Here is a 25,150-nt window from a genome sequence, read left to right on the forward strand (position 1 = left end):
TGGTGTGGTGTGTGGTTTTTTTTTTTGTTTTTTTTTTTTTAAATTTTGGGGTTTTGCGTTGGGTTTATCTTTGTTTACGGGGGGGTGTTTTTTTTTAATTTTAAAACACCCACCCCCGCGCTCTCTCGTCACGCCTGGGCGGCCCACCACTCCTTGAGGGCGGCGACGGCCGCGTCGTGCCCCACCGGCCCGTTCTCCAGCCGCAGCTCCAGCAGGAACGCGTACGCCTTGCCGATCACCGGACCGGGCCCGACATCCAGCACCCGCATGATCTCGTTGCCGTCCAGGTCGGGCCGGATCGCGTCCAGCTCCTCCTGCTCCTGCAGCTGCGCGATGCGCTCCTCCAGGCCGTCATAGGTCCGGGAGAGCGCGTTGGCCTTGCGCTTGTTGCGCGTGGTGCAGTCCGAGCGGGTCAGCTTGTGCAGGCGCTCCAGCAGCGGGCCGGCGTCGCGGACGTAGCGCCGCACCGCGGAGTCCGTCCACTCGCCGTCGCCGTAGCCGTGGAAGCGCAGGTGCAGCTCCACCAGCCGGGACACGTCCTTGACGATGTCGTTGGAGTACTTCAGAGCCGTCAGGCGCTTCTTGGTCATCTTCGCGCCCACCACCTCGTGGTGGTGGAAGGAGACCCTGCCGTCGCTCTCGAAGCGCCGGGTGCGGGGCTTGCCGATGTCGTGCAGCAGGGCGGCGAGCCGCAGCACCAGGTCCGGGCCGTCCTCCTCCAGCGCGATCGCCTGCTCCAGCACGATCAGCGAGTGGTCGTAGACGTCCTTGTGGCGGTGGTGTTCGTCACTCTCCAGCCGCAGCGCGGGCAGCTCGGGCAGCACCCGGTCGGCCAGCCCGGTGTCCACGAGCAGGCCCAGGCCCGCCCGCGGGCCCGCGGAAAGGATCAGCTTGTTCAGTTCGCCCTGCACCCGCTCCGCCGAGACGATCTCGATCCGGTCGGACATGGCCTTCATCGCCGCGACCACCTCGGGAGCGACCTCGAAGCCCAGCTGCGCCGCGAACCGCGCCGCCCGCAGCATCCGCAGCGGGTCGTCGGAGAACGAGTCCTCAGGGGTGCCCGGGGTACGCAGCACACCGGCGGCCAGATCCTCCAGACCGCCGTGCGGGTCGATGAACACCTGCTCCGGCAGGGCCAGCGCCATTGCGTTGACCGTGAAGTCGCGCCGGACCAGGTCCTCCTCGATGGAGTCGCCGTAGGAGACCTCGGGCTTGCGCGAGGTCCGGTCGTAGGCCTCCGAGCGGTACGTCGTCACCTCGATCTGGAAGTTCCGCACGACGCCCTCGACGCGGGCGCTCTTCTGCGCCCCGACGGTGCCGAAGGCGATGCCGACGTCCCACACCGAGTCCGCCCACGGGCGGACGATCTTCAGGACGTCCTCGGGACGGGCATCGGTGGTGAAGTCGAGATCGTTGCCGAGACGCCCGAGCAGCGCGTCGCGGACGGACCCGCCGACCAGGGCGAGGCGGAAGCCCGCCTCCTGGAAACGGCGGCCGAGCTCGTCGGCGACAGGAGCGACCCGCAGCAGTTCACTCACCGCGCGGAGCTGCACCTGACTCAGGGCACTGGGGTTGTCTTCGTTGGCGTTCGGCACAACAGAAAAGGGTACGTGTCCCGCCCGGCGCGGGCTTCCTCCTTTATCGCGACCCCGGTACGCGGATGCCCCGGGGCTGAGCCGATCATGTGGAGCAAGGGGCGGCACTCGCGCACAGCGGGTCTCGTTACCATGCGTGGACGCACAAACGACGACCACTGACACTTCGAGGGACGGGCTAGCGCGTGGCCGAGGCGGCAGACATCCTGGGGGCGTCCCCCACTCCTGTCCGGCGCCGCTGGCTGCGGCGCGCGGTGGTCCTGCTTGCCGGGACGCCCGTCCTCGCCGCCCTCGTCTACTCTCCCGCCCCCAAGGCCCAGGCCGCCCAGGCGTCCGGCGTCGACGTCCAGCTGACCTCGATGACCCCTGCCGCCCCGGTCAAGGGCGACACCCTGACCATCACGGGCACCGTGGTCAACAACGGCTCCGAGACGATCAACGACGCGCACGTGGGCCTGCGGGTCGGTCCGCTGCTCGCGGACCGGGCCTCGATCGACGAGGCCGGGGAGCGCACCGGCTTCCGGGCGGGCATCGACCCCGGGGAGATCGACCCGGCCCACGCCGTGAAGATCGCCTCGCTGCCGTCGAAGGTGAACCAGGACTTCACGCTCACGATCCCCGTGAACAAGCTGGAGCTGGACAAGGACGGCGTCTACCAGCTCGGCGTCTCCCTGTCCGGGGTGACCGAGAGCCGCCCGTCCGAGCAGGTGCTCGGCATCAAGCGCACCTTCCTGCCCTGGCAGCCGGAGGCCGCGGCCAAGCGGTCCCAGCTCACGTACGTGTGGCCGCTGATCTCCACCACCCACGTGACGGCGGAGACCGGCTCGGACGAGACCCAGACCCCCGTCTTCCTCGACGACTCCCTCGCGGAGGAGCTCAAGTCCGGCGGCCGGCTGGAGCGGATGGTCGCGCTCGGCAAGGACCTGCCCATCACCTGGGTCATCGATCCCGACCTGCTCTACACGGTCGACGCGATGACCAAGGGCTACCGGGTCCGCGTCCCGGGCGGAAAGCCCGTCCAGGGCAAGAACAAGGCCGTCGCGGAACAGTGGCTGAACTCGCTGGAGGCGGCCGTCCAGGGCAAGAAGGTGGTGGCCCTGCCCTTCGCGGACCCCGACCTCGCCTCCCTCGCCCACCGCGGCAAGGACGTCTCGGGGACCCTGGGGCAGCTGCGTCCCGCCACCGACAAGGCCAAGGACGCCATCGACACGGTGCTGCACGTCCCCGCGTCCACCGACTTCTCCTGGCCCGTGGACGGCGCCATCGACCCCTCGATCGTCAACGTCGCCACCTCGGCCGGCGCCCACAACATCCTCACCCGCAGCGACAGCCTCTCGGAGAGCGGGGCGCTGGGGTACACCCCCTCGGCCGCCCGCCCCATCGGCGCGGGTGCCACCGCCGTCGTCGCCGACGCGGACCTCTCCACCGCCTTCGAGGGCGACATGCTGAGCGCCGGGAACTCCACCCTCGCCGTGCAGCGGTTCCTCGCCCACTCGCTCTCCCTGAACCTGCAGAAGACCGACGAGCAGCGCAGCTTCGTCGTCGCCCCGCAGCGGATGCCCAGCGTCAGCCAGGTGGAGACGATGGCCGATGCCGTCCGCGCCCTCCAGGCCGGCCGCTGGACCCAGCCCGGCGACCTCGAGAGCGCGGCCGCGGCCAAGCCCGACCCGTCGGCCGCCACCCAGGTGCCGGGCGCCGGGCAGTACCCGGAGGAGCTGCGCAAGCACGAGCTCCCGGTGACCGCCTTCGAGAAGATCCGGACCACCCAGAACACCCTCGACCACTTCAAGGTCATCCTCGCCGCACCCGACCGCGTCGAGATCCCCTTCGGCAACACAACCAACCGGGAGATGTCCACCTCCTGGCGCGGCCGCCCCGCGGAGGCCGCGCTCTACCGGGACCAGGCGCAGGACTACCTGATCGGCCTCACCGAGAAGGTCAAGATCATTCCCAAGTCCGACGCCACCTTGTCCGGCCACAGCGCCACCATCCCGGTGAGCGTCCAGAACAGCCTCGTCCAGGACGTCCACGACCTGGTCCTGCGGGTCAAGTCCGCCAACCCCACGCGCCTGATGTTCGGCGACAAGGGACAGGCCGAACAGCAGGTCACCGTCCAGGGCGACCACACCCAGACGATCAAGTTCCCCGCGAACGCCACCGCGAGCGGCCCCGTCGAGGTCACCGCGCAGCTCTTCACCAAGGACGGCGTCCCCTACGGCAAGGAACGAAAGTTCACCGTCGACGCCACCGAGGTCACCCCCACCGTCATGCTCGTCATCGCCGGCGGTGTGCTCCTCCTCGTCCTGGCGGGCATCAAGATGTACGCCAGCCGCAAGCGCGTCGCGGCGCGCGCGGCCGCCGAGGAGAGCACGCAGCAGAGTGACGAGTCCCCGGACACCGGACCGCAAAGCACGGACGGGTCCGGCACGAGTGAGACAGTGGACCGTTGAGCGATGCCGTGGCCGGTCGGCCTGGGGACGATGAGGTGGGGTTTCGATGAACGCGCCGTACGACGGTGACCGCGCGCAGGGCACTGGTGGGCCTACGCCCCCCCAGGGCACTGCCCCGGGCACCCCGGTGCCCGGGCAGGTTCCCGCACCTGCGCCCGCGCCGGACCGTGACCCGTATGTCCAGGACGCCTACGACTACGACCCGTACCGGTCACAGGACCTGTCCGCACAGGATCCCGTGGCCGAGGTCCTCTACGACCGGGCCGCACACCCCCCGCCGCCGCCCGGCACCTACCAGGAGGCGGGCCCGCTCTACGCGGCGCCCACGGCCCCCTCCTACGCCCCCGACCCGCGCGTCTGGGCCCAGACCCCGCCGCCCGAGCCGGACGGCCCCTCCCGCCACCTGCCGTACGGCGACCACGCGAGCACGACCCAGTTCGTCGGCGTGGACTCCCTCGTCACCAAGGCGGCGGACGACGAGCCCGAACCCGACGCATTCGCCCACCTGTACCGGGACCAGGAGGCGGCTCCCCGCACCCCCGCCGAGGAGCCCCCCGTCGCCGCGCCGGCCCCTGCCAAGCCCGCCGGGCGCGCGTCCAGCCTGCTGAAGTCCAGCGCGCTCATGGCCGCCGGCACGATCGTCTCCCGCATCACCGGCTTCCTGCGGACCCTGGTCATCGCCGGTGCCATCGGCGTCGGCACCTTCAACGACACGTACCAGATCGCCAACACCCTGCCCACGATGATCTACGTGCTGGTCGGCGGCGGCGCCCTCAACGCCGTCTTCATCCCGCAGCTGGTCCGGGCGATGAAGAACGACAGCGACGGCGGCCAGGCGTACGCCAACCGGCTGCTGACCCTCGTCGTGGTGCTGCTGGCCGCGATCACCACCGTCTGTGTGCTGGCCGCGCCCGTGTTCATCACGATGATGTCGCCGAAGATCGCCTCCGACCCGCAGCAGATGGACGTCGCGGTCGCCTTCGCCCGCTACTGCCTGCCGACCATGTTCTTCATGGGCGTCCACGTGGTCCTCGGTCAGATCCTCAACGCCCGGGGCCGGTTCGGCGCGATGATGTGGACCCCGGTCCTCAACAACATCGTCGTCATCGCCACCTTCGGCGCCTTCATCTGGGCCTTCGGCGGCTTCACCACCTCCGGCGTCAACGCCTCCACCGTCACGGCCGACGGTGTGCGGCTGCTGGGCCTCGGCACCCTGCTGGGCCTCACCGTCCAGGCCCTCGCGATGCTGCCGTACCTGCGCGACGCCGGCTTCAAGCCGCGCCTGCGCTTCGACTGGAAGGGCCACGGCCTCGGCAAGGCCGCCCGCCTGGCCAAGTGGACGTTCTTCTTCGTCCTCGCCAACCAGATCGGGCTCGTCGTCGTCACCCAGCTCGCCACCTGGGCCGGATCGGTCGCCGAGAAGCAGGGCCACCCCGGTACCGGCATCACCGCCTACAACTACGCGCTGCTGCTGTGGCAGATGCCGCAGGCCATCATCACCGTCTCCGTCATGACGGCCGTGCTGCCGCGCATCTCCCGGTCCGCCCACGACGGGGACGCCGCCGCCGTGCGCGACGACATCTCCTACGGGCTGCGCACCTCCGCCGTCGCGATCGTGCCCTGCGCCTTCGCGTTCCTCGCGCTCGGCGTCCCCATGGCCACGCTGCTCTACGCCGGTTCCGGCTCCGGCGCCCAGAACATCGGCTACGTCCTGATGGCCTTCGGCCTCGGTCTGATCCCGTACTCGGTCCAGTACGTGGTCCTGCGCGGCTTCTACGCCTACGAGGACACCCGGACGCCCTTCTACAACACCGTCATCGTCGCCGCGGTCAACGCGGCCGGTTCGGCGGCCTCCTTCTTCCTCCTCCCGGCCCGGTGGGCCGTCGTCGGCATGGCCGCCGCCTACGGCCTCGGCTATGCCGTCGGCGTCGGCGTCGCCTGGCGCCGCCTCAAGACCCGCCTCGGCGGCGACCTCGACGGCGCCCACGTGATGCGCACCTACGCCCGCCTCACCGGCGCGTGCGTCCCCGCGGCCGCGGTGGCCGGCGCCGCCGCATATGGCGTCACCCGGTGGCTCGGCAGCGGAGTCGCCGGCTCCGCCACCTCCCTCGTGGCCGGCGGCATCGCCCTGGCCGCCGTGTTCCTCATCGCCGCCAAGCGGATGCGGATCGAGGAGCTCAACTCGATGGTCGGAATGGTCCGCGGACGACTGGGGCGCTGATGCGCACAACCGTCGCCCCCGTTCGTGTGTCGTGCATAGCGTCGGACTGTGGGCACAATTGGCATGGCTTCGCAGACTGGCCGACAGCGCGCAACGGATGGGGAGGCGGGAACGACGGTGGCGGAACGTAGCACGGCTGCCGTCGACGTGGCCGACAACAGTGGCGACAAGCCGCTGGCCGCGAAAGCGGACAAGGCCACGGCCGACGGGGTGGACACCCAGAACGGACGAGCCGCGGACGGACCCATGACCGAAAAGGACGGCGAACGCACGAACGCGGCCCCTGCGGCCGCACCCGAACTCCACAGCGGCCACAAGCTCGCCAGACGCTACCGGCTCGAGGAGTGCGTCACCCGTCTGGACGGATTCAGCAGCTGGCGTGCGATGGACGAGAAACTGCGCCGGGCCGTGGGCGTCCACCTGCTGCCCGCCGACCATCCGCGGGCCCGGTCCGTCCTTGCCGCAGCCCGCTCCTCCGCCCTGCTCGGCGACCCCCGGTTCGTCCAGGTCCTCGACGCCGTGGAGGAGAACGACCTCGTCTACGTCGTGCACGAATGGCTGCCCGACGCCACCGAGCTCACCGCGTTCCTCGCCGCGGGCCCCCTGGAGCCCCACGAGGCCTACCAGCTCGTCAGCCAGATCTCCCAGGCCATGGCCGCGGCCCACCGCGAAGGCCTCGCCCACCTGCGCCTGACACCCAGCGCGATACTGCGCACCTCCACCGGCCAGTACCGCATCCGCGGCCTCGCCGTGAACGCCGCCCTGCGCGGCATCACCAGCGAGACTCCGCAGCGCGCCGACACCGAGGCCATCGGCGCACTCCTGTACGCCGCGCTCACCCAGCGCTGGCCGTACGAGAACGACGCCTACGGGCTCACCGGCCTGCCCAAGGGCGTCGGCCTGATCGCCCCCGACCAGGTCCGCGCCGGGGTGCACCGGGGCCTGGGCGAGCTCGCCATGCGCGCCCTCGCCAACGACGGGGCCACCGCCTCCCGTCAGGAGCCCGCCTGCACCAGCCCCGAGGAGCTGGCCAAGGCCGTCGCCGCGATGCCCCGCATCCGGCCTCCGGAGCCCGCCTTCACGGCCCCGCCGGAGTACCAGCACACGACCTACCAGCAGGGCAGCTACGGCCGTCCCACGCCTCCCGGTGCCAACACCACCCAGGTGCGGCCCATCGCGCCCCCGCCGCCCCCGCTGCAGAGCCGTACGGGCCGGGCCCTCAAGTGGGGTGTCGCCGCCCTGCTCATCGCCGCCCTCGGCCTGGGCAGCTGGCAGCTGGCCGACACCCTGCTGGAGCGCAACAACGGCGGCACCAACGGCCCGAACCAGACGCAGACCGAGTCCGACGACGCCCCCAAGCCCGTCACTCCCGGCAAGGCCCTCAGCATCGCCGACGCCTCCGTGTTCGCGCCCGACCCGGACCCGCTGAACACCAAGGACAGCCACAAGGCCGTCGACGGCAACCCGGAGACCGGCTGGGCCACCCCCCGGTACGACGGCTACGCCAACTTCGGCAACCTGCCGTCCCGCAAGGGCGGCAGCGGCATCATCGTCGACCTCGGCAGCGTCCAGGACGTGGCCGGCATCGATCTGGACCTCTACGCGAGCGGCCAGAAGCTCCAGGTCCGGGCCGCCCCGCCGGAGGCCTCCTCGCCGTCGGAGCTCTCGCAGTTCTCCCAGCCGATCACCGAGCTGAAGGACGTCGAGAAGAAGCTGAAGGCCAACCTCGACAAGCCGGTCCGCACCCGCTACGTGCTGATCCACATCACCTCCCTGCCCTCCGAGGGAGCGGACAGCTACCGGGGCGGCATCAACGAGATCAAGATCCTCGGTACGACCCCCTGAGGTCCTGACCGTCTTCGCGGGCCCGCTGCGCCACCGGCACGGCGGGCCCTCGTCAATTCCCCCGCCCAGGCCGTAATCTCCCCCCGGGAGGCGAGGTGTGATGCACGACGCGACGACCGGCGACGCGAGCGACGCGGACCTGCTGGCCCGGCACACCGCCGGGGACCCCGAGGCCTTCGGTGAGCTCGTGCGGCGCCACCGTGACCGGCTCTGGGCCGTGGCCCTGCGGACGCTCGGCGACCGGGAGGAGGCCGCCGACGCGGTGCAGGACGCCCTCGTGTCCGCCTACCGGGCCGCCCACACCTTCCGCGGGGAATCCGCCGTCACCACCTGGCTGCACCGGATCACCGTCAACGCCTGCCTCGACCGGGCCCGCAAGGCCGCCTCCCGCAAGACCTCGCCCCTCGACGACACGGAACGCCTGGAGCGCCTCCTGGAGCCCCACGAGTCCGCCGAGGCCCCCGCGGAACGCCAGGACCTCCACCGCCAGCTCCTGGCCGCCCTCAGCACCCTCCCCGCCGAACAGCGGGCGGCGCTCGTCCTCGTCGACATGCAGGGATACCCCGTCGCCGAGGCCGCCGACCTCCTCGACGTCCCCACCGGCACCGTGAAGAGCCGGTGCGCACGGGGCCGGGCGAAACTCCTCCCGATGCTCACTCATCTGCGCGCGAATGCCGGGGATAACACCGCCGCCGAGCGGGGAAGGAACCGGACGCCGGGGACAGCCGTCCCACCAGCGGCAGAACCCAGGCATCCAGATCCAGACGCAGTGAAGGGCGGAGGTGGACGACCGTGAGCCCCACCACCGGCACGACCGGCACGATCCGGCACCCGGACGTCTCGGAGATCTCCGACCTGACCGAAGGGCTCCTCTCCCCGGCCCGCAGCGCCGAAGTCCGCCGCCACCTCGGCGACTGCGTGCTCTGCGCCGACGTGCGCGACTCCCTGGAGGAGATCCGGGCGGTGCTGGGCACCCTCCCGGGCCCGGCCCGGATGCCCGCCGACATCGCGGGCCGCATCGACGCCGCCCTGGCCGCCGAGGCCCTCCTCGACGCCACCACGCCCCGGGATCCCCAGCAGAGCGGAGGGCCCGCCGAGGCGGCCCGTCCCCGCACCTCCGACCGCGATGTTTCACGTGAAACATCGGCGAGGCGCGCCCAGCCCGCCGGTCACCCGACCGGCCCAACCGGCCCCGGCCGGCGCCGCGCCCGCCGCCGGATCGCCGTTCTCGCGGGACTGACCGGGGCCGCCGCCTGCGCCCTCGGGATCTTCCTGTTCGCCGACCCCGCCGGTCCGCCCCCGCTGACGGCCCGTGACGCGACGAGCTCGGCCGCCCAGCCCCGGGCCGCCGACGGCTCGTACACCGCCCAAGGCCTCCAGAGCACGGTCCGCCGGCTCCTCGCCTCGGGTGAGGCCTCCGGCACCGCCCCGCAGGAGCAGAACAACACGTACGGGATGGAGAACACCTCTCCGGCCCCCGGGATCGCCCCCAACGACCGCGGGGCGGCGTCCGTACCGGCGTGCGTCCAGAAGGCGACCGGCCGCCCGGACCTTCCGGTCGCCACCGAACGCGGCAGCTACCAGGGCACTCCCGTCTTCCTGCTCGTCCTGCCGCACCCGGGCGACAGCTCCCGCGTGGACGCCTACCTCGTCGACAGCGCCTGCGAGAGCGCCCCGGACAGCACCGGAAAGGTGCTGCTCACGAACAGCTTTGCCCGAAGCTGACACATCGGGTCCCGCACCGGGCGGGCTGGGGAATGCTCGCGCCGTAGGATCCGTTGGGTGGGGTGAGAGTCCGCACCGGCCCCCGGTAGGCAGTACGCAGTCCGCAGAGACGAGGAAGAAACCCGTGAGCGACGTCCGAAACGTGATCATCATCGGATCCGGACCGGCCGGCTACACCGCCGCCCTGTACACCGCACGTGCTTCGCTCAAGCCTCTGGTATTCGAAGGCGCCGTCACCGCCGGTGGCGCGCTGATGAACACCACCGAGGTGGAGAACTTCCCCGGGTTCCAGGACGGGATCATGGGCCCGGACCTCATGGACAACATGCGCGGCCAGGCCGAGCGCTTCGGTGCCGAGCTGGTCCCGGACGACGTCGTGTCCGTGGACCTCACCGGTGACATCAAGACCGTCACCGACACCGCCGGCACCGTGCACCGCGCCAAGGCCGTCATCGTCACCACCGGCTCCCAGCACCGCAAGCTCGGCCTGCCGAACGAGGACGCGCTCTCCGGCCGCGGCGTCTCCTGGTGCGCCACCTGTGACGGGTTCTTCTTCAAGGACCACGACATCGCCGTCGTCGGCGGCGGCGACACCGCGATCGAGGAAGCGACCTTCCTCTCCCGGTTCGCCAAGTCCGTCACGATCGTCCACCGCCGCGACAGCCTGCGCGCCTCGAAGGCCATGCAGGACCGCGCCTTCGCGGACCCGAAGATCAAGTTCGCCTGGGACAGCGAGGTCGCCGAGATCCACGGCGAGCAGAAGCTCTCCGGCCTCACCCTGCGCAACACCAAGACCGGTGAGACCTCCGCGCTGCCCGTGACCGGCCTCTTCATCGCCGTCGGCCACGACCCCCGCACCGAGCTGTTCAAGGACCAGCTGGAGCTCGACGACGAGGGCTACCTCAAGGTCGACGCCCCCTCCACCCGGACCAGCGTGACCGGCGTCTTCGGCGCCGGCGACGTCGTGGACCACACCTACCGTCAGGCCATCACCGCTGCGGGCACCGGCTGCTCCGCCGCACTGGACGCCGAGCGCTTCCTCGCCGCCCTCGCGGACGCCGAGAAGGCCCACGCGACCGTCTGACCCCCGTACCAGCCCCACCCACACCCCGCAGGAAGAAGGAGGCCGCTGTGGCCGGCACCCTCAAGAACGTGACCGACGCTGACTTCGAGGCCGAGGTCCTCAGGAGCGACAAGCCCGTACTGGTGGACTTCTGGGCCGCCTGGTGCGGACCGTGCCGCCAGATCGCGCCGTCCCTCGAGGCCATCGCCGCCGAGTACGGCGACCAGATCGAGATCGTCAAGCTGAACATCGACGAGAACCCGGCCACGGCCGCCAAGTACGGCGTCATGTCCATCCCGACCCTGAACGTGTACCAGGGCGGCGAGGTCGCCAAGACCATCGTGGGCGCCAAGCCGAAGGCCGCCATCCTGCGCGACCTCGAGGAGTTCGTCCAGGCGAAGACCGCCTGACGATCCGCCTGTTCCGCCGGGGGCGACCCCGGCGGCGGCCGGTGGAGAAACGGGGCCGTCCCTCCGCGGGCGGTCCCGTTCCCGTGTCCGCTCACAGCGGGCGCAGCGCCGGCTCCTTGCGTGCCGCTCCCAGCAGCCGGTCCAGCGCCAGCTCCACGTCTTCCTTCCACGACAGCGTGGAGCGCAGCTCCAGCCTCAGCCGTGGATGCGCCGGGTGGGGCCGGACCGTCTTGAAGCCCACCGCGAGCAGGTGGTCCGCCGGGAGCAGGCACGCCGGGCCCTCCCACCGGGCGTCCCCGAAGGCCTCGATGGCCCGAAACCCCCGGCGCAGCAGATCCTTCGCCACCGTCTGGACCATCACCCGGCCCAGCCCCTGCCCCTGGTACCCCGGCATGATCCATGCCGTGATCAGCTGCACGGCGTCCGGGGACACCGGACTCGTCGGGAACGCCGTGGACCGCGGGACGTACGCCGGCGGCGCGTACAGCACGAAGCCGACCGGGACCTCGTCCACGTAGACGACCCGGCCGCACGATCCCCACTCCAGGAGGACGGCGGAGATCCAGGCCTCTTTCTCCAGTGCCGGTGTCCCCGCCTTCACGGCGGCGTCACCGCTGACCGGATCGAGCTCCCAGAACACACAGGACCGGCAACGTCGAGGCAGATCCTGGAGGTTGTCCAGCGTGAGCGGTACCAGCCGACGACCCATGAACGCATGGTAACCACTGGTCCCCGCTCATTCGACAGGCGCGGCTCGGCGGCACGGCAAAGGGGCGGACCGCGCGGCTCTCACCGGCACGGTCCGCCCCTCGGCGGCTCCGGGGATCACTCCCCGGACAGACCCTGCTCCAGCACCCGGCCCTCGCCCGGCGCCAGCGTCCCCAGAATCCGCTCCAGATCCTCCATCGAAGCGAACTCGACGGTGATCTTGCCCTTCTTCTGGCCCAGGTCGACCTTCACCCGCGTCTCGAACCGGTCCGACAGCCGCGTCGCCAGCTCGCTGAGCGCCGGAGCCACCCGGGCACCCGCACGCGGGCCCTTCGGCTTCACCCCGCTGGAGGGCTCCGACGCCATCAGCGTCACGATCTCCTCCACCGCACGCACCGACAGCCCCTCGGCCACGATCCGGTGCGCCAGGCGGTCCTGCTCCTCGGAATCCTCCACCGACAGCAGCGCCCGCGCGTGGCCCGCCGAGAGCACACCCGCGGCCACCCTCCGCTGCACCGACGGCGACAGCTTCAGCAGTCGGAGCGTGTTCGACACCTGGGGGCGCGAACGCCCGATCCGGTCCGCCAGCTGGTCGTGCGTGCAGTTGAAGTCCTGGAGCAGCTGGTCGTAGGCCGCGGCCTCTTCCAGCGGGTTCAGCTGAGCCCGGTGCAGGTTCTCCAGCAGCGCGTCCAGGAGCAGCTTCTCGTCGTCCGTCGCGCGGATGATCGCCGGGATGCTCTCCAGCCCGGCCTCCCGGCAGGCCCGCCAGCGCCGCTCGCCCATGATCAGCTCATAGCGGCCGGGAGACGACTGCCGCACCACCACCGGCTGAAGCAGGCCCACCTCCTGGATGGAGGTCACCAGCTCGGCCAGCGCGTCCTCGTCGAAGACCTCGCGCGGCTGCCGCGGGTTCGGCGTGATCGCGTCCATTGGAAGCTCCGCGAACGACGCCCCGGCCACCACATTGGCCTCCGGCGCCGCCGGCGCCGGCTCGCTCACCGGCGGGGCCGCGAACGATGTTTCACGTGAAACATCGGCCTGCGCGAGCGAAGCCAGCTTCGCCGCCGCGACCCCGCGCTCCGCGGTCATCACCGGCACCGCCGACGGAGACGTCGACCCGCCGCCGACCACCGGCGGCGTCTGCTCCTGCGGAGCCGCCGGAATCAGCGCACCGAGCCCCCGCCCCAGACCTCTACGTCGCTCGCTCACTGGATCCCCTCCGCCACACTCTGCGTGCTGTTCACACCCGCGCCCAGATGGGCCTGCCGGGCGTCGTATTGCATTCCAACCCCACGAAACGCGATCTCCCGCGCCGCCTCCAGATAGGAGAGCGAGCCGCTGGAACCCGGGTCATAGGTGAGCACCGTCTGCCCATAGCTCGGCGCCTCGGAGATGCGCACCGACCGCGGGATGCTCGTCCGCAGCACCTCCTTGCCGAAGTGACTGCGCACCTCGTCCGCCACCTGCGAGGCCAGCCGGGTCCTGCCGTCGTACATCGTCAGCAGGATCGTCGACACGTGCAGGGCCGGGTTCAGGTGGGCCCGCACCAGGTCGACATTGCGCAGCAGCTGACCCAGACCCTCCAGCGCGTAGTACTCGCACTGGATCGGGATCAGCACCTCCGCGCCCGCCACCAGAGCGTTGACCGTGAGCAGCCCCAGCGACGGCGGGCAGTCGATCAGGATGTAGTCGAGCGGCTGCTCGTACGCCTGGATCGCCCGCTGCAGCCGGCTCTCACGGGCCACCAGCGACACCAGCTCGATCTCCGCACCTGCCAGGTCGATCGTGGCCGGAGCGCAGAAGAGCCCCTCCACGTCCACCACGGGCTGGACCACCTCCAGCAGCGGCCGGCTGTCCACCAGAACGTCGTAGATCGACGGCACGTCCGCGTGGTGGTCGATGCCCAGAGCCGTGGAGGCATTGCCCTGCGGGTCGAGGTCGACCACCAGGACCCGCGCCCCGTGCAGTGCCAGCGAGGCCGCCAGATTCACGGTCGTCGTGGTCTTGCCCACGCCGCCCTTCTGGTTGGCGACCACGATGACCCGGGTCTGCTCCGGACGGGGCAAGCCCTCACCGGCGCGCCCCAGCGCCTCGACCGCCAGCTGGGCGGCTCGGCCGATGGGGGTGTCGTTGTCTACAAGGGGAGGAGGCGATGTTTCACGTGAAACATCGTCCCCCGCCGATTCAGAGCGGGGACCGGGGACCGGATCGGTCATCGGCCCCGCGAGGTTGGCGTCGGACCGCACGGTGTCACTCTCCTCGACATCAGGCTCGCGATGAACAGAGCCTGCCATGTCACCGGGGTCGCGAACCAGCGGGGCCCGTACTCCTGTGGATGAATCCACCGATGTGGACAACTCCGTCCCCCTCGCGTCCTTGCGGGGGCGGGGGGACGCAGCCGCACGACCGCGGCTGATGATTCCGTGCAGCAGAGAGCGACGTTTCACGTGAAACACGATGCCCGGGCGGAGACTTCCGGCCGCTACGACACTCCGAAATCCATACCTATAGGGCCCAACACAGGCGAAATCTCCCGCCGAACCCCGGGAATCAGAGGTTCAGCGACGCCGGCGCGTCCGTCCCACCCGAGCCGCCTTAGCCCGCTTGGCCGCGAACCTCACCCCGCCGGGGCTCTCGCCGACCTCGACGCGCACCACCGTCGACAGGGGGTCCACCACACCCTCACCGACGTGCAGCACCGAGGTCTTCACCACACCGAGCTTCGTCAGCGCGGTCTTGGCCGACACCAGCTCCTCCTCCGCGGTGTCGCCCTTGAGCGCCAGCATCTCCCCGTACGGACGCAGCAGGGGCACGCCCCAGCCGGCCAGCCGGTCCAGCGGAGCCACCGCGCGGGCCGTCACCACGTGCACCGGCTGGAGCTTCCCGAGGACTTCCTCGGCCCGCCCGCGCACCACCGTCACGTGGTCCAGGCCCAGCAGCTCCACGGCCTCCTGGAGGAACGTCGTACGCCGCAGCAGCGGCTCGAGCAGCGTGATCTTCAGATCGCGCCGCACCAGAGCCAGCGGGATGCCGGGCAGACCCGCGCCCGAGCCCACGTCGCACACGGTGACTCCCTGGGGAACCACCTCCGACAGCACAGCGCAGTTCAGCAGATGCCGCTCCCACAGGCGCGGCACCTCACGCGGCCCGATCAGGCCCCGCTTCACTCCCGCATCGGCCAGCAGCTCCGCGTAGCGCACAGCTTCCGGGAAAAACTCACCGAACACCGCGCGCGCCTCTTCAGGCGCCGGGGGAAGCTCAGCTGCCTCCGTCACGGGGACCGTCCCTTCCGTACCGCATGGTTCTGAAGAACCACGTCTTCAAGATGGCGCGTCGTTCACATGCCAGGCTGACAAACTTCGGCCCCGTCTGCGACACAGACGGGGCCGAACACTCTCGCTACCGGTCAGGCCGGGAGCACAACGACGAAGCGCTGCGGCTCCTCGCCCTCGGACTCGCTCCGCAGACCGGCCGCCGCCACCGCGTCGTGGACGACCTTGCGCTCGAACGGGGTCATCGGGGCCAGCTTCATGGGCTCGCCGGACGCCTTCACGTCCGCCGCGGCCTGGGCGCCCAGCGCCGCCAGCTCCTCGCGCTTCTTCGCGCGGAACCCGGCGATGTCGAGCATCAGCCGACTGCGGTCCCCGGTCTCGCGGTGCACGGCGAGGCGAGTCAGCTCCTGCAGAGCCTCCAGAACCTCACCGTCGCGGCCCACGAGCTTCTGCAGGTCGCGGCCGGCCGAGTCACTGACGATCGACACCGCGGCCCGGTCGGCCTCGACGTCCATGTCGATGTCGCCGTCCAGGTCGGCGATGTCCAGCAGACCCTCAAGGTAGTCGGCCGCGATCTCACCCTCCTGCTCGAGGCGGGTCAGGGTGTCGCCACTCTCAGCGGCGGCGGTGGTGGTGCCTTCCGTCACGGGAGGGACTCCTTCTTACTTCTTGGAGGGCTTGCTGGGGGGCGTCTGACGCTTCGACTTCGTCTGCCGCTTGGGCTGCTGCCGCTTGGTCGCGACACCGCCGCTCGCCGCGTCCGAGTCGACGGTGGCTTCAGCACTCTTGGCGACCGAGCCGTCCGCCTGAGCGGCCAGGCCCTGCTTGGTCAGCGCGGAGATGAACTTGCGTTCGTTGTCGTTGCGGTCCGGGCCCTTGGCCACGATCGCGGCGACGACCTTCTTCTTGCTCCGGCCCTTGACGTCACCGTGCGAGCTGACGTGCTTCAGCAGGCGGTTCAGGTACTGGTCCTGGGCCATGCTGCCCGGCGTCGGGTTCTGGTTGATCACGTACATCTGCTGGCCCATGGTCCACACGTTCGTGGTCAGCCAGTAGACGAGGACACCGACGGGGAAGTTGATGCCCATGACCGCGAAGATCACGGGGAAGATGTACATCAGCATCTTCTGCTGCTGCATGAACGGCGTCTTGACCGAGAGGTCGACGTTCTTCTGCATCAGCTGACGCTGGGTGTAGAACTGCGACAGCGACATCAGGACGATCATGACCGCGGTGACGATCCGCACGTCCGTGATCGAAGCGCCGAGAGCGGCGACGTCCGCGGCGCTGTCCATGAACTTGGACGCCAGCGGGGCACCGAAGATGTGGGCGTTACGCGCACTCTCCAGCAGCGGACCGTCGATGTAGCCGATCTTCTCGCCGTTGGCGATGCTCGCCAGCACGTGGTAGAGCGCGAAGAAGAACGGGGACTGCGCCAGGATGGGAAGGCACGAGGAGAGCGGGTTGGTACCCGTCTCCTTGTACAGCTTCATCATCTCTTCGGACTGACGCTGCTTGTCGTTCTTGTAGCGCTCCTGGATCGCCTTCATCTTCGGCTGGAGCGCCTGCATGCCACGCGTCGCCTTGATCTGCTTCACGAAGAGCGGGATCAGGCAGATACGGATCAAGACCACCAGGGACACGATGGACAGGCCCCAGGCCCACCCACTGTCCGCACCGAAGACCGCCCCGTACAGCTTGTGGAACTGGACGATGATCCACGAAACGGGTGTGGTGATAAAGCTGAACAGACTGGCAATCGTGTCCACTAATCAGGCTCCTTGAGCATTGCGAGATCTACGCAACGCACTGCGCAGCTGCTCGTGCCAACGCGGGCGTTTACGAGGTGGGACGTGGTCCACACCACCCGGGGACCACGGATTGCACCGCAGGATCCGCCAGCCGGTCAGGACCGTCCCCTTCACCGCACCATGCCGGTCGATGGCCGTGTACCCGTAGTGCGAACACGAGGGGTAGTAGCGGCACACCGGGCCGAGCAGCGGACTGATCGTCCACTGGTACAGCTTGATCAAAGCGAGCAGCGGGTACTTCATCGAGCCACGCCTCCCAGGAGCCGCGCCAGAGCGGCATCCAGGTCCCGGGCCAGATCGTCGGGGCCGGCATCACCCGCTCCGGGCAACGCACGTACCACCACCAGGCTACCGGCGGGCAGCTGGGACAGCCGCTCCCGGACCAGATGGCGCAGACGGCGCTTCACCCGGTTACGTATGACGGCGTTGCCGACAGCCTTGCTGACGACGAAACCCGCACGCGTCGAGGGATCGATCTCCCCCGGCTCGTGCGGGTCCGTTGCACCGCTTGTACGTAGGTGGACGACGAGGAGCGGGCGACCAGCCCGACGACCTCGACGTACCGCGCTCGCGAAGTCCTCGCGCCGCCTCAGCCGATTCTCGGGAGACAGCACGACGTCACGACCTGCGTGTTGTTACGCGGAAAGGGCGGCGCGGCCCTTGCCACGACGGTTCGCGAGGATCGCGCGACCGGCACGGGTACGCATCCGCAGGCGGAAGCCGTGGGTCTTGGCACGACGGCGGTTGTTCGGCTGGAAGGTGCGCTTGCTCACTCGGGGGCTCCAGAGAATGAAATCGTTGTGGCGGGACATCGCCTGGCTGTCACCGTGCGCCCACGAGGAAACTCGCGTGTTCGCCCGAGTGGCACCGCTAAACGATCACGATCAGTGATCTTCGCCCATCGGTAGGCAGGCGGCAGCAGCCATCGACAACTCGACCTCGTTACGGTACGCGCGGCTACGCCATCCGGTCAAACCGAGCCGACGCTGCCCCACACTGTGCACAGGCTGTGGACAACGACTTGAACCGTACCCGCTGGCCTGACTACCGTTGCCTGATCCCGGATTTTTTTGTCCCGACCGTCCCAAAGAACCACACATTCGTGGGACCCCTGTGAGAGAGCGTGCTCTGTGGCTGACGTACCTGCCGATCTTGCCGCAGTGTGGCCAAGGGTGCTCGAAAAGCTCCTCGGGGAGGGACAGCCGGGGATCGAGCCCAAGGACAAGCAGTGGGTCGAGCGATGCCAGCCCCTGGCACTCGTCGCCGACACCGCACTGCTCGCCGTCCCCAACGAGTGGGGCAAGCGCGTCCTCGAGGGCCGCCTCGCCCCGCTGATCAGCGACGCCCTCAGCCGCGAATGCGGCCGCCCCATCCGGATCGCGATCACCGTGGACGACTCCGCCGGCGAGCCCGCGCCCTCCGCCCCGGGCGGCCAGCAGCAGGGCGGGTACGAGCCGTACCCCGGCCAGCGCCCCGGCGGCCCGGGCGGCCCCTCCGACGACCAGCTCCCCACCGCCCGCCCCGCCTACCCGGACTACCAGCAGCAGCGCCCGGAGCCCGGCGCCTGGCCGCGGGGCGGGCAGCAGGACGACTACGGCTGGCAGCAGCCCCGCCTCGGCGGCTTCCCCGAGCGCGACCCGTACGCCTCTCCGCAGCCGGGCTACCTCCAGCAGTCCGAGCCCCCGGCCTACGACCAGGGCTCCTACGAGCAGCAGCAGTACGAGCAGTCCCCGTACGAGTCCCAGCAGCAGCACCAGTCCCACCCGTCGCATCAGTACGAGCAGCAGAAGTACGAACAGCAGCAGTACGAGCAGCAGCAGTACGAGCAGCCCCCGCCCCGCCAGGCCCCCGGCCGGCCCTCGGCCGCCCCGGCGCCGTCCGGCGGCTCCACGTCCGGCCCGCTCGAGCCGACCGCCCGGCTGAACCCCAAGTACCTGTTCGACACCTTCGTCATCGGCGCCTCCAACCGCTTCGCGCACGCCGCCGCGGTGGCCGTCGCCGAAGCGCCCGCGAAGGCGTACAACCCGCTCTTCATCTACGGGGAGTCGGGACTCGGCAAGACGCACCTGCTGCACGCCATCGGGCACTACGCGCGGAGCCTGTACCCCGGCACCCGCGTGCGGTACGTGAGCTCCGAGGAGTTCACCAACGAGTTCATCAACTCCATCCGCGACGGCAAGGGCGACGCGTTCCGCAAGCGCTACCGCGAGATGGACATCCTGCTCGTCGACGACATCCAGTTCCTCGCGAGCAAGGAGTCGACGCAGGAGGAGTTCTTCCACACCTTCAACACGCTCCACAACGCCAACAAGCAGATCGTGCTCTCCTCCGACCGGCCGCCCAAGCAGCTCGTCACCCTGGAGGACCGGCTGCGCAACCGCTTCGAGTGGGGCCTGATCACCGACGTCCAGCCGCCCGAGCTGGAAACGCGCATCGCGATCCTGCGCAAGAAGGCGGTCCAGGAGCAGCTCAACGCCCCGCCGGAGGTACTGGAGTTCATCGCCTCCCGCATCTCGCGCAACATCCGCGAGCTGGAGGGGGCGCTGATCCGGGTCACGGCCTTCGCGAGCCTGAACCGGCAGCCGGTCGACCTGGGCCTGACCGAGGACGTCCTCAAGAACCTGATCCCCGGCGGCGAGGACAGCGCGCCGGAGATCACGGCGACCGACATCATGGCGGCCACCGCCGACTACTTCGGGCTCACCGTGGACGACCTGTGCGGCTCCTCGCGCAGCCGGGTCCTGGTCACCGCGCGGCAGATCGCCATGTACCTGTGCCGGGAGCTCACCGACCTGTCCCTGCCCAAGATCGGGGCCCAGTTCGGCGGGCGGGACCACACCACGGTCATGCACGCCGACCGCAAGATCCGCGCCCTGATGGCGGAGCGCCGCTCCATCTACAACCAGGTCACGGAGCTCACCAACCGCATCAAGAACGGCTGAGGCGGACCCGCGCAGAGCTCTTCCAAACGCTTTCAGAGGGCGCTCCCGGACCACACCGGGGGCGCCCTTCTTCGTCCGCGCGCCCCTGACCTGTTCGAATACGCCCCCTCGGGAGCAACTCATCCACAGATTCGCGGACTTTCTGCCGTCCACACCCTGGGGACGGCCCCCATCGCCCACAATCTGTCCACAGGCATGCCGGGTGAGGATCCATCAGGCCTGGTCAGCAGGCTGTGGAATTGTGCGCAAGCTTCATCCACAGCCTGTGGACAGAATATTCATCCACAGCCCTGTCCACGACGTTGTCCACCGCCAACCCACAGGTTCGCCGATCCTGTGCACAGGATCCGACGTCTTCTCCACACCGTTGTCCACTGTTCGGCAACATTCCACCCCCGCTCACCGCCCCGAGTGAAAGCCGTCACACGCAGGTGGACGTTTGGGCTGTGGAGTACTGGGGGAAAGCTGGGGACACACCTGTGGAGTAGTCGAGGTCGTCTGGGGACGGCCTGTGCAGAACTTTTCGTTCTCCACAGAGACACCGTGTTGTCCACCGGTGCCACCCACAGGGTGTGGGGATAAAAAACGCGGGCTGACCTGGGAAAACGGGGTTATCCACCGTTTCCACAGGCCCTACTACTACCCCCATAGAGAGTTAGCCCGGTTTCGGTTTTCAAGCAGGTCCTGTGCACAACTCGGTGGACGGGCTCGCCAACGCCTCGCTCCCGACTTGACCGCCAGCCGCACCGAGTGTCGGCGCCGTACGTCAGACTGGTCCCCGGCACTCGAGCCATCGACAAGCCGACGACGAAGGCCGGCAGACGAGCGAGCAACAGCAGGAGGCGGTTCCGGTGAAGATCCGGGTGGAGCGCGACGTACTCGCGGAGGCGGTGGCCTGGGCTGCCCGTAGCCTCCCGGCCCGGCCGCCGGTGCCCGTTCTCGCGGGCCTGCTGCTGAAGGCCGAAGAGGGCACCCTCAGCCTCTCCGGCTTCGACTACGAGGTCTCGGCCCGCGTCTCCGTCGAGGCGGACGTCGAGGAGGACGGCACGGTCCTGGTCTCCGGCCGGCTGCTGGCCGACATCTGCCGCGCCCTCCCCAACCGCCCGGTGGAGATTTCCACAGACGGTGTACGGGCGACCGTGGTCTGCGGCTCCTCGCGGTTCACACTCCACACCCTGCCTGTGGAGGAGTACCCGGCGCTGCCGACGATGCCGACCGCTACCGGCACCGTGCCCGGCGAGGTCTTCGCCTCGGCCGCGGCCCAGGTCGCCATCGCCGCCGGCCGCGACGACACGCTGCCCGTGCTGACCGGTGTGCGCATCGAGATCGAGGGCGACCGCGTCACCCTCGCCTCCACCGACCGCTACCGCTTCGCGGTCCGCGAGTTCCTGTGGAAGCCGGAGAACCCGGACGCCTCCGCCGTGGCCCTGGTGCCCGCGAAGACGCTCCTGGACACCGCCAAGTCGCTCACCAGCGGTGACACCGTCACCCTGGCGCTGTCCGGCTCCGGTGCCGGCGAGGGCCTGATCGGCTTCGAGGGCGCCGGCCGCCGCACCACCACCCGCCTCCTCGAGGGCGACCTGCCGAAGTACCGCACGCTTTTCCCGACGGAGTTCAACTCCATCGCCGTGATCGAGACCGCCCCGTTCGTCGAGGCCGTCAAGCGCGTGGCGCTGGTCGCCGAGCGCAACACCCCGGTCCGCCTGAGCTTCGAGCAGGGCGTGCTGATCCTCGAGGCCGGTTCCTCCGACGACGCACAGGCTGTGGAGCGCGTCGACGCCAAGCTCGAGGGCGACGACATCTCGATCGCCTTCAACCCGACCTTCCTGCTCGACGGCCTGAGCGCGATCGACTCGCCCGCCGCTCAGCTCAGCTTCACCACGTCCACCAAGCCGGCGCTGCTCAGCGGCCGCCCGGCGGTCGACGCCGAAGCCGACGAGGCGTACAAGTACCTGATCATGCCGGTACGCCTCTCCGGCTGATTCTTCGCAGGTCAGGCCCGGTTTCGCACGCCGCGAGACCGGGCCTGACCGCGTTTTCCCGTACTCCCGGGCCAGGCGCGCCCCATGGCGCCCGGCGAGCCCGCCGGGCGTAGGCTCGGGGCCTGGGATGTCCTCCGGGAAGCAGGAGGCCCCGGCAAAGACGGCCACAACGCTTAAGGAACCACCTGATGGAGCTTGGTCTCGTCGGTCTCGGCAAGATGGGCGGCAACATGCGCGAGCGCATCCGCCGCGCAGGCCACACCGTCATCGGATACGACCGCAACCCGGACCTCGCCGATGTCCACAGCCTGCAGGAGCTTGTGGACAGTCTGCAGGCCCCCCGCGTGGTGTGGGTCATGGTCCCGGCCGGTGCGGCCACCCAGTCCACCGTCGACGAGCTCGCCGAGCTGCTGTCGCCGGGCGACATCGTGGTCGACGGCGGCAACTCGCGCTGGACGGACGACGAGAAGCACGCCGAGGAGCTGAAGGCCAAGGGCATCGGCTTCGTCGACTGCGGCGTCTCCGGCGGCGTGTGGGGCCTCGAGAACGGCTACGCCCTCATGTACGGCGGCGACAAGGAGCACGTCGCGACCGTGCAGCCGGTCTTCGACGCCCTCAAGCCCGAGGGCGAGTTCGGCGCCGTGCACGCCGGCAAGGTCGGCGCGGGCCACTTCGCGAAGATGGTCCACAACGGCATCGAGTACGCCATGATGCAGGCCTACGCCGAGGGCTGGGAGCTGCTGGAGAAGGTGGACTCGGTCACCGACGTCCGCGAGGTCTTCCGCTCCTGGCAGGAGGGCACGGTCATCCGGTCCTGGCTGCTGGACCTGGCCGTGAACGCCCTCGACGAGGACGAGCACCTCGACCAGCTGCGCGGCTTCGCCCAGGACTCGGGCGAGGGCCGCTGGACGGTGGAGGCGGCGATCGACAACGCCGTTCCGCTGCCCGCGATCACCGCCTCGCTGTTCGCGCGGTTCGCGTCGCGCCAGGACGACTCCCCGCAGATGAAGATGATCGCCGCGCTGCGCAACCAGTTCGGCGGCCACGCGGTCGAGAAGAAGTAGCGACAAGAGACACCGTGCGGCGCCCCCGGGGGCCGCACACAGCACCACACAGAGCAGCAGGAAGCCGGGGGAGGTCGGCGCCGTATGCACGTTTCGCATCTCTCGCTGGCCGACTTCCGCTCGTACGCCCGGGCCGAGGTTCCCCTCGACCCGGGCGTCACCGCTTTCGTGGGCCCCAACGGCCAGGGGAAGACCAACCTCGTCGAGGCGATCGGCTACCTGTCGACGCTCGGCAGCCACCGGGTCTCCTCGGACGCGCCGCTCGTACGGATGGGCGCGGAGCGTGCGGTTATCCGCGCGGCCGTCACCCAGGGCGAGCGCCGGCAGCTGGTCGAGCTGGAGCTGAACCCGGGCCGGGCGAACAGGGCCCGGATCAACCGGTCCTCACAGGTCAAGCCGCGGGACGTGCTGGGGATCGTACGGACGGTGCTGTTCGCGCCGGAGGACCTGGCGCTCGTGAAGGGCGACCCGGGCGAGCGGCGCCGGTTCCTGGACGAGATCGTCACGGCGCGCTCGCCGCGGATGGCGGCGGTCCGCTCGGACTACGAGCGGGTGCTGAAGCAGCGCAACACCCTGCTGAAGTCGGCGGCGATGGCCCGCCGGCACGGCGGCCGGTCCATGGACCTGTCGACCCTGGACGTGTGGGACCAGCACCTCGCGCGGGCGGGCGCGGAGCTGCTGGCGCAGCGGCTGGACCTGATCGCGACGCTGCTGCCGCTGGCGGACAAGGCGTACGAGCAGCTCGCGCCCGGCGGCGGTCCGCTGGGGCTCGCGTACAGATCCTCGGCGGGCGAGCCGGTGGACAGCGGGGCGGCGCGCAGCCGCGAGGCGGTCTACGAGGTGCTGCTGGCGGCCCTGGCCCAGGTGCGCAAGCAGGAGATCGAGCGCGGCGTGACGCTGGTCGGTCCGCACCGCGACGACCTGCTGCTGCGGCTCGGGGAGCTGCCGGCGAAGGGGTACGCGAGCCACGGGGAGTCGTGGTCGTACGCGCTGGCCCTGCGGCTGGCCTCGTACGAGCTGCTGCGCTCGGAGGGCGCCGAGCCGGTGCTGATCCTGGACGACGTGTTCGCGGAGCTGGATACGCGGCGGCGGGAGCGGCTGGCCGAGCTGGTCGCGCCGGGCGAGCAGGTGCTGGTGACGGCGGCGGTGGACGATGACGTTCCGGGTGTGCTGACGGGGACGCGGTTCGGGGTGTCCGGCGGTGAGGTGACCCGGCTGTGAGCGATCAGGACAAGGAACCGCGCAAGGAGGCCCGCAGGGCGCCGGAGCCCTCCGGGGTGGACCTGGCGCGGCAGGCGCTGGCCGCCGCGCGGGAGCAGGCGCGGGCGCGGGGGAACGCGGCGGGCGGGAAGAAGCGACAGCAGGGGCCGGGACTGCGGTCGGGTGCGCGGGCGGACGGCCGGGATCCGATGCCGCTGATGGCGGCGCTGGACCGGCTGCGCACCGAGCGCGGCTGGGAGATGCCGATGGCGGTGGCGGGCGTGATGGAGCGCTGGCCGGAGATCGTCGGGCCGGACATCGCGGCGCACTGTGAACCGGAGCACTACGAGGACCGTGAGCTGGTCGTCCGGTGCGATTCCTCGGCGTGGGCGGCGCAGCTGAAGCTTCTGGCCCCGCAGCTGGTGGCGCGGCTGAACGCGGACCTGGGGCAGGGCACGGTCCGGCTGATCAAGGTCCGGGGCCCCGGGGGCGGCCGCCCGAGGGGCTACGGGCCGTGGCGGGCGCCGGGCAGCACGGGTCCGGGGGACACGTACGGCTAGACCGTCTCCGGAAGGGACGGATCAGACCCCGCCGAGGGTGCCGGCGGGGCCCCTGGGCACGGCGTCGGCGGCCGCCTGGGGTCAGGGCGGCAGGTGGTGTCCCTCACGGTAGCCGGAGCTTGACAGGCCGAAGCGCTGGATGCCCGTGTGAGCCTCTTTGAGCCCCATCCCGGATATGGGGAGTCGGAAGGTAGAGGTTCAGGGCGGCACATGCGGACTCAGGTACCGGCAAACCCCCATTCATGTCAGTGGTACCGGTAGACTGGAGGGAATCCCGCCCGATCGCGGGATCACGCAGACAA

General features: G+C 70.2%; 22 protein-coding genes. 12 read left to right on the forward strand and 10 right to left on the reverse strand.

Annotated elements, in window-relative coordinates:
• Nucleotides 1-128: 128 nt before the first annotated feature.
• Entirely contained in the window at nucleotides 129-1,595 is a 1,467-nt protein-coding gene (locus tag ACFWP3_RS00005; protein WP_384215112.1) for a CCA tRNA nucleotidyltransferase, read from the reverse strand.
• Nucleotides 1,596-1,780: 185 nt separating this feature from the next.
• Between ACFWP3_RS00005 and ACFWP3_RS00010 the strand changes: the two genes are divergently transcribed.
• The 7 genes from ACFWP3_RS00010 to trxA all read left to right on the forward strand — a co-directional run bounded on the left by ACFWP3_RS00010 (nucleotide 1,781) and on the right by trxA (nucleotide 11,309).
• Entirely contained in the window at nucleotides 1,781-4,045 is a 2,265-nt protein-coding gene (locus tag ACFWP3_RS00010; protein WP_384215113.1) for a DUF6049 family protein, read from the forward strand.
• 46 nt (nucleotides 4,046-4,091) lie between these two features.
• Nucleotides 4,092-6,266 (forward strand): murein biosynthesis integral membrane protein MurJ, encoded by a 2,175-nt coding sequence (murJ, locus tag ACFWP3_RS00015; RefSeq protein WP_384215114.1) that lies wholly within the window; start codon nucleotides 4,092-4,094, stop codon nucleotides 6,264-6,266.
• Between the two features lie 117 nt (nucleotides 6,267-6,383).
• On the forward strand, nucleotides 6,384-8,111 hold the full coding sequence (locus ACFWP3_RS00020; RefSeq protein ID WP_384215115.1) for a protein kinase family protein: 1,728 nt from the start codon (nucleotides 6,384-6,386) through the stop codon (nucleotides 8,109-8,111).
• 100 nt (nucleotides 8,112-8,211) lie between these two features.
• On the forward strand, nucleotides 8,212-8,907 hold the full coding sequence (gene sigM, locus ACFWP3_RS00025) for an RNA polymerase sigma factor SigM (protein WP_384215116.1): 696 nt from the start codon (nucleotides 8,212-8,214) through the stop codon (nucleotides 8,905-8,907).
• Complete coding sequence (locus ACFWP3_RS00030; protein WP_384215117.1) at nucleotides 8,904-9,836, forward strand: hypothetical protein; 933 nt, start codon at nucleotides 8,904-8,906, stop codon at nucleotides 9,834-9,836. Before sigM ends, ACFWP3_RS00030 begins: the two co-directional genes overlap by 4 nt.
• 124 nt (nucleotides 9,837-9,960) lie before the next feature.
• Nucleotides 9,961-10,920, forward strand: a complete 960-nt coding sequence (gene trxB / locus ACFWP3_RS00035) for a thioredoxin-disulfide reductase (protein WP_384215118.1) — start codon at nucleotides 9,961-9,963, stop codon at nucleotides 10,918-10,920.
• Nucleotides 10,921-10,967: 47 nt separating this feature from the next.
• Nucleotides 10,968-11,309: a thioredoxin gene (gene trxA / locus ACFWP3_RS00040; protein ID WP_384215119.1), complete on the forward strand. Its 342-nt coding sequence runs from the start codon at nucleotides 10,968-10,970 to the stop codon at nucleotides 11,307-11,309.
• Between the two features lie 91 nt (nucleotides 11,310-11,400).
• On the opposite strand, the gene ACFWP3_RS00045 is transcribed toward trxA, so the two are convergent.
• The 9 genes from ACFWP3_RS00045 to rpmH form a co-directional block, all read right to left on the reverse strand.
• The gene (locus tag ACFWP3_RS00045) at nucleotides 11,401-12,018 is read right to left on the reverse strand and encodes a GNAT family N-acetyltransferase (protein ID WP_384215120.1); all 618 of its coding nucleotides are present in this window, start codon (nucleotides 12,016-12,018) and stop codon (nucleotides 11,401-11,403) included.
• 116 nt (nucleotides 12,019-12,134) lie between these two features.
• The gene (locus tag ACFWP3_RS00050; protein WP_384215121.1) at nucleotides 12,135-13,226 is read right to left on the reverse strand and encodes a ParB/RepB/Spo0J family partition protein; all 1,092 of its coding nucleotides are present in this window, start codon (nucleotides 13,224-13,226) and stop codon (nucleotides 12,135-12,137) included.
• Complete coding sequence (locus tag ACFWP3_RS00055) at nucleotides 13,223-14,311, reverse strand: ParA family protein (RefSeq protein WP_384215122.1); 1,089 nt, start codon at nucleotides 14,309-14,311, stop codon at nucleotides 13,223-13,225. Before ACFWP3_RS00055 ends, ACFWP3_RS00050 begins: the two co-directional genes overlap by 4 nt.
• A gap of 264 nt (nucleotides 14,312-14,575) precedes the next feature.
• The gene (gene rsmG / locus ACFWP3_RS00060; protein WP_384215123.1) at nucleotides 14,576-15,292 is read right to left on the reverse strand and encodes a 16S rRNA (guanine(527)-N(7))-methyltransferase RsmG; all 717 of its coding nucleotides are present in this window, start codon (nucleotides 15,290-15,292) and stop codon (nucleotides 14,576-14,578) included.
• A gap of 131 nt (nucleotides 15,293-15,423) precedes the next feature.
• Complete coding sequence (locus ACFWP3_RS00065) at nucleotides 15,424-15,936, reverse strand: R3H domain-containing nucleic acid-binding protein (protein WP_326589132.1); 513 nt, start codon at nucleotides 15,934-15,936, stop codon at nucleotides 15,424-15,426.
• Between the two features lie 15 nt (nucleotides 15,937-15,951).
• The gene (yidC, locus tag ACFWP3_RS00070) at nucleotides 15,952-17,058 is read right to left on the reverse strand and encodes a membrane protein insertase YidC (protein ID WP_384215124.1); all 1,107 of its coding nucleotides are present in this window, start codon (nucleotides 17,056-17,058) and stop codon (nucleotides 15,952-15,954) included.
• 3 nt (nucleotides 17,059-17,061) lie between these two features.
• Nucleotides 17,062-17,343 carry a membrane protein insertion efficiency factor YidD gene (yidD, locus tag ACFWP3_RS00075; protein ID WP_215021225.1) on the reverse strand — a complete coding sequence of 94 codons (282 nt, stop codon included), beginning with the start codon at nucleotides 17,341-17,343 and terminating at the stop codon, nucleotides 17,062-17,064.
• Nucleotides 17,340-17,714 carry a ribonuclease P protein component gene (gene rnpA / locus ACFWP3_RS00080; protein ID WP_384215125.1) on the reverse strand — a complete coding sequence of 125 codons (375 nt, stop codon included), beginning with the start codon at nucleotides 17,712-17,714 and terminating at the stop codon, nucleotides 17,340-17,342. The genes yidD and rnpA overlap by 4 nt, the downstream gene beginning before the upstream one ends.
• 21 nt (nucleotides 17,715-17,735) lie before the next feature.
• Nucleotides 17,736-17,873 (reverse strand): 50S ribosomal protein L34, encoded by a 138-nt coding sequence (gene rpmH, locus ACFWP3_RS00085; protein ID WP_008741645.1) that lies wholly within the window; start codon nucleotides 17,871-17,873, stop codon nucleotides 17,736-17,738.
• A 357-nt stretch (nucleotides 17,874-18,230) separates the two neighbouring features.
• Between rpmH and dnaA the strand changes: the two genes are divergently transcribed.
• The 5 genes from dnaA to ACFWP3_RS00110 all read left to right on the forward strand — a co-directional run bounded on the left by dnaA (nucleotide 18,231) and on the right by ACFWP3_RS00110 (nucleotide 24,848).
• Complete coding sequence (gene dnaA, locus ACFWP3_RS00090; RefSeq protein ID WP_384215126.1) at nucleotides 18,231-20,042, forward strand: chromosomal replication initiator protein DnaA; 1,812 nt, start codon at nucleotides 18,231-18,233, stop codon at nucleotides 20,040-20,042.
• An 851-nt stretch (nucleotides 20,043-20,893) separates the two neighbouring features.
• Entirely contained in the window at nucleotides 20,894-22,024 is a 1,131-nt protein-coding gene (gene dnaN, locus ACFWP3_RS00095) for a DNA polymerase III subunit beta (RefSeq protein ID WP_329382392.1), read from the forward strand.
• Nucleotides 22,025-22,212: 188 nt separating this feature from the next.
• A complete protein-coding gene (gnd, locus tag ACFWP3_RS00100) occupies nucleotides 22,213-23,088 on the forward strand; it encodes a phosphogluconate dehydrogenase (NAD(+)-dependent, decarboxylating) (RefSeq protein WP_384215127.1) in 876 nt (291 codons plus the stop codon).
• 84 nt (nucleotides 23,089-23,172) lie between these two features.
• Nucleotides 23,173-24,309 (forward strand): DNA replication/repair protein RecF, encoded by a 1,137-nt coding sequence (gene recF, locus ACFWP3_RS00105; protein ID WP_384215128.1) that lies wholly within the window; start codon nucleotides 23,173-23,175, stop codon nucleotides 24,307-24,309.
• Nucleotides 24,306-24,848 (forward strand): DUF721 domain-containing protein, encoded by a 543-nt coding sequence (locus ACFWP3_RS00110; RefSeq protein WP_384215129.1) that lies wholly within the window; start codon nucleotides 24,306-24,308, stop codon nucleotides 24,846-24,848. Before recF ends, ACFWP3_RS00110 begins: the two co-directional genes overlap by 4 nt.
• Nucleotides 24,849-25,150: the final 302 nt, after the last annotated feature.

It is taken from the genome of Streptomyces sp. NPDC058525 (assembly GCF_042719495.1).
Taxonomy (GTDB): domain Bacteria; phylum Actinomycetota; class Actinomycetes; order Streptomycetales; family Streptomycetaceae; genus Streptomyces.

Bases quoted from the DNA above. Each gene is read 5' to 3' on its own strand.
- sigM (WP_384215116.1), top strand. From the start codon at position 8,212: ATGCACGACGCGACGACCGGCGACGCGAGCGACGCGGACCTGCTGGCC.
- ACFWP3_RS00055 (WP_384215122.1), bottom strand. From the start codon at position 14,311: ATGGCAGGCTCTGTTCATCGCGAGCCTGATGTCGAGGAGAGTGACACC.
- murJ (WP_384215114.1), top strand. From the start codon at position 4,092: ATGAACGCGCCGTACGACGGTGACCGCGCGCAGGGCACTGGTGGGCCT.
- yidD (WP_215021225.1), bottom strand. From the start codon at position 17,343: ATGAAGTACCCGCTGCTCGCTTTGATCAAGCTGTACCAGTGGACGATC.
- gnd (WP_384215127.1), top strand. From the start codon at position 22,213: ATGGAGCTTGGTCTCGTCGGTCTCGGCAAGATGGGCGGCAACATGCGC.
- ACFWP3_RS00045 (WP_384215120.1), bottom strand. From the start codon at position 12,018: ATGGGTCGTCGGCTGGTACCGCTCACGCTGGACAACCTCCAGGATCTG.
- recF (WP_384215128.1), top strand. From the start codon at position 23,173: ATGCACGTTTCGCATCTCTCGCTGGCCGACTTCCGCTCGTACGCCCGG.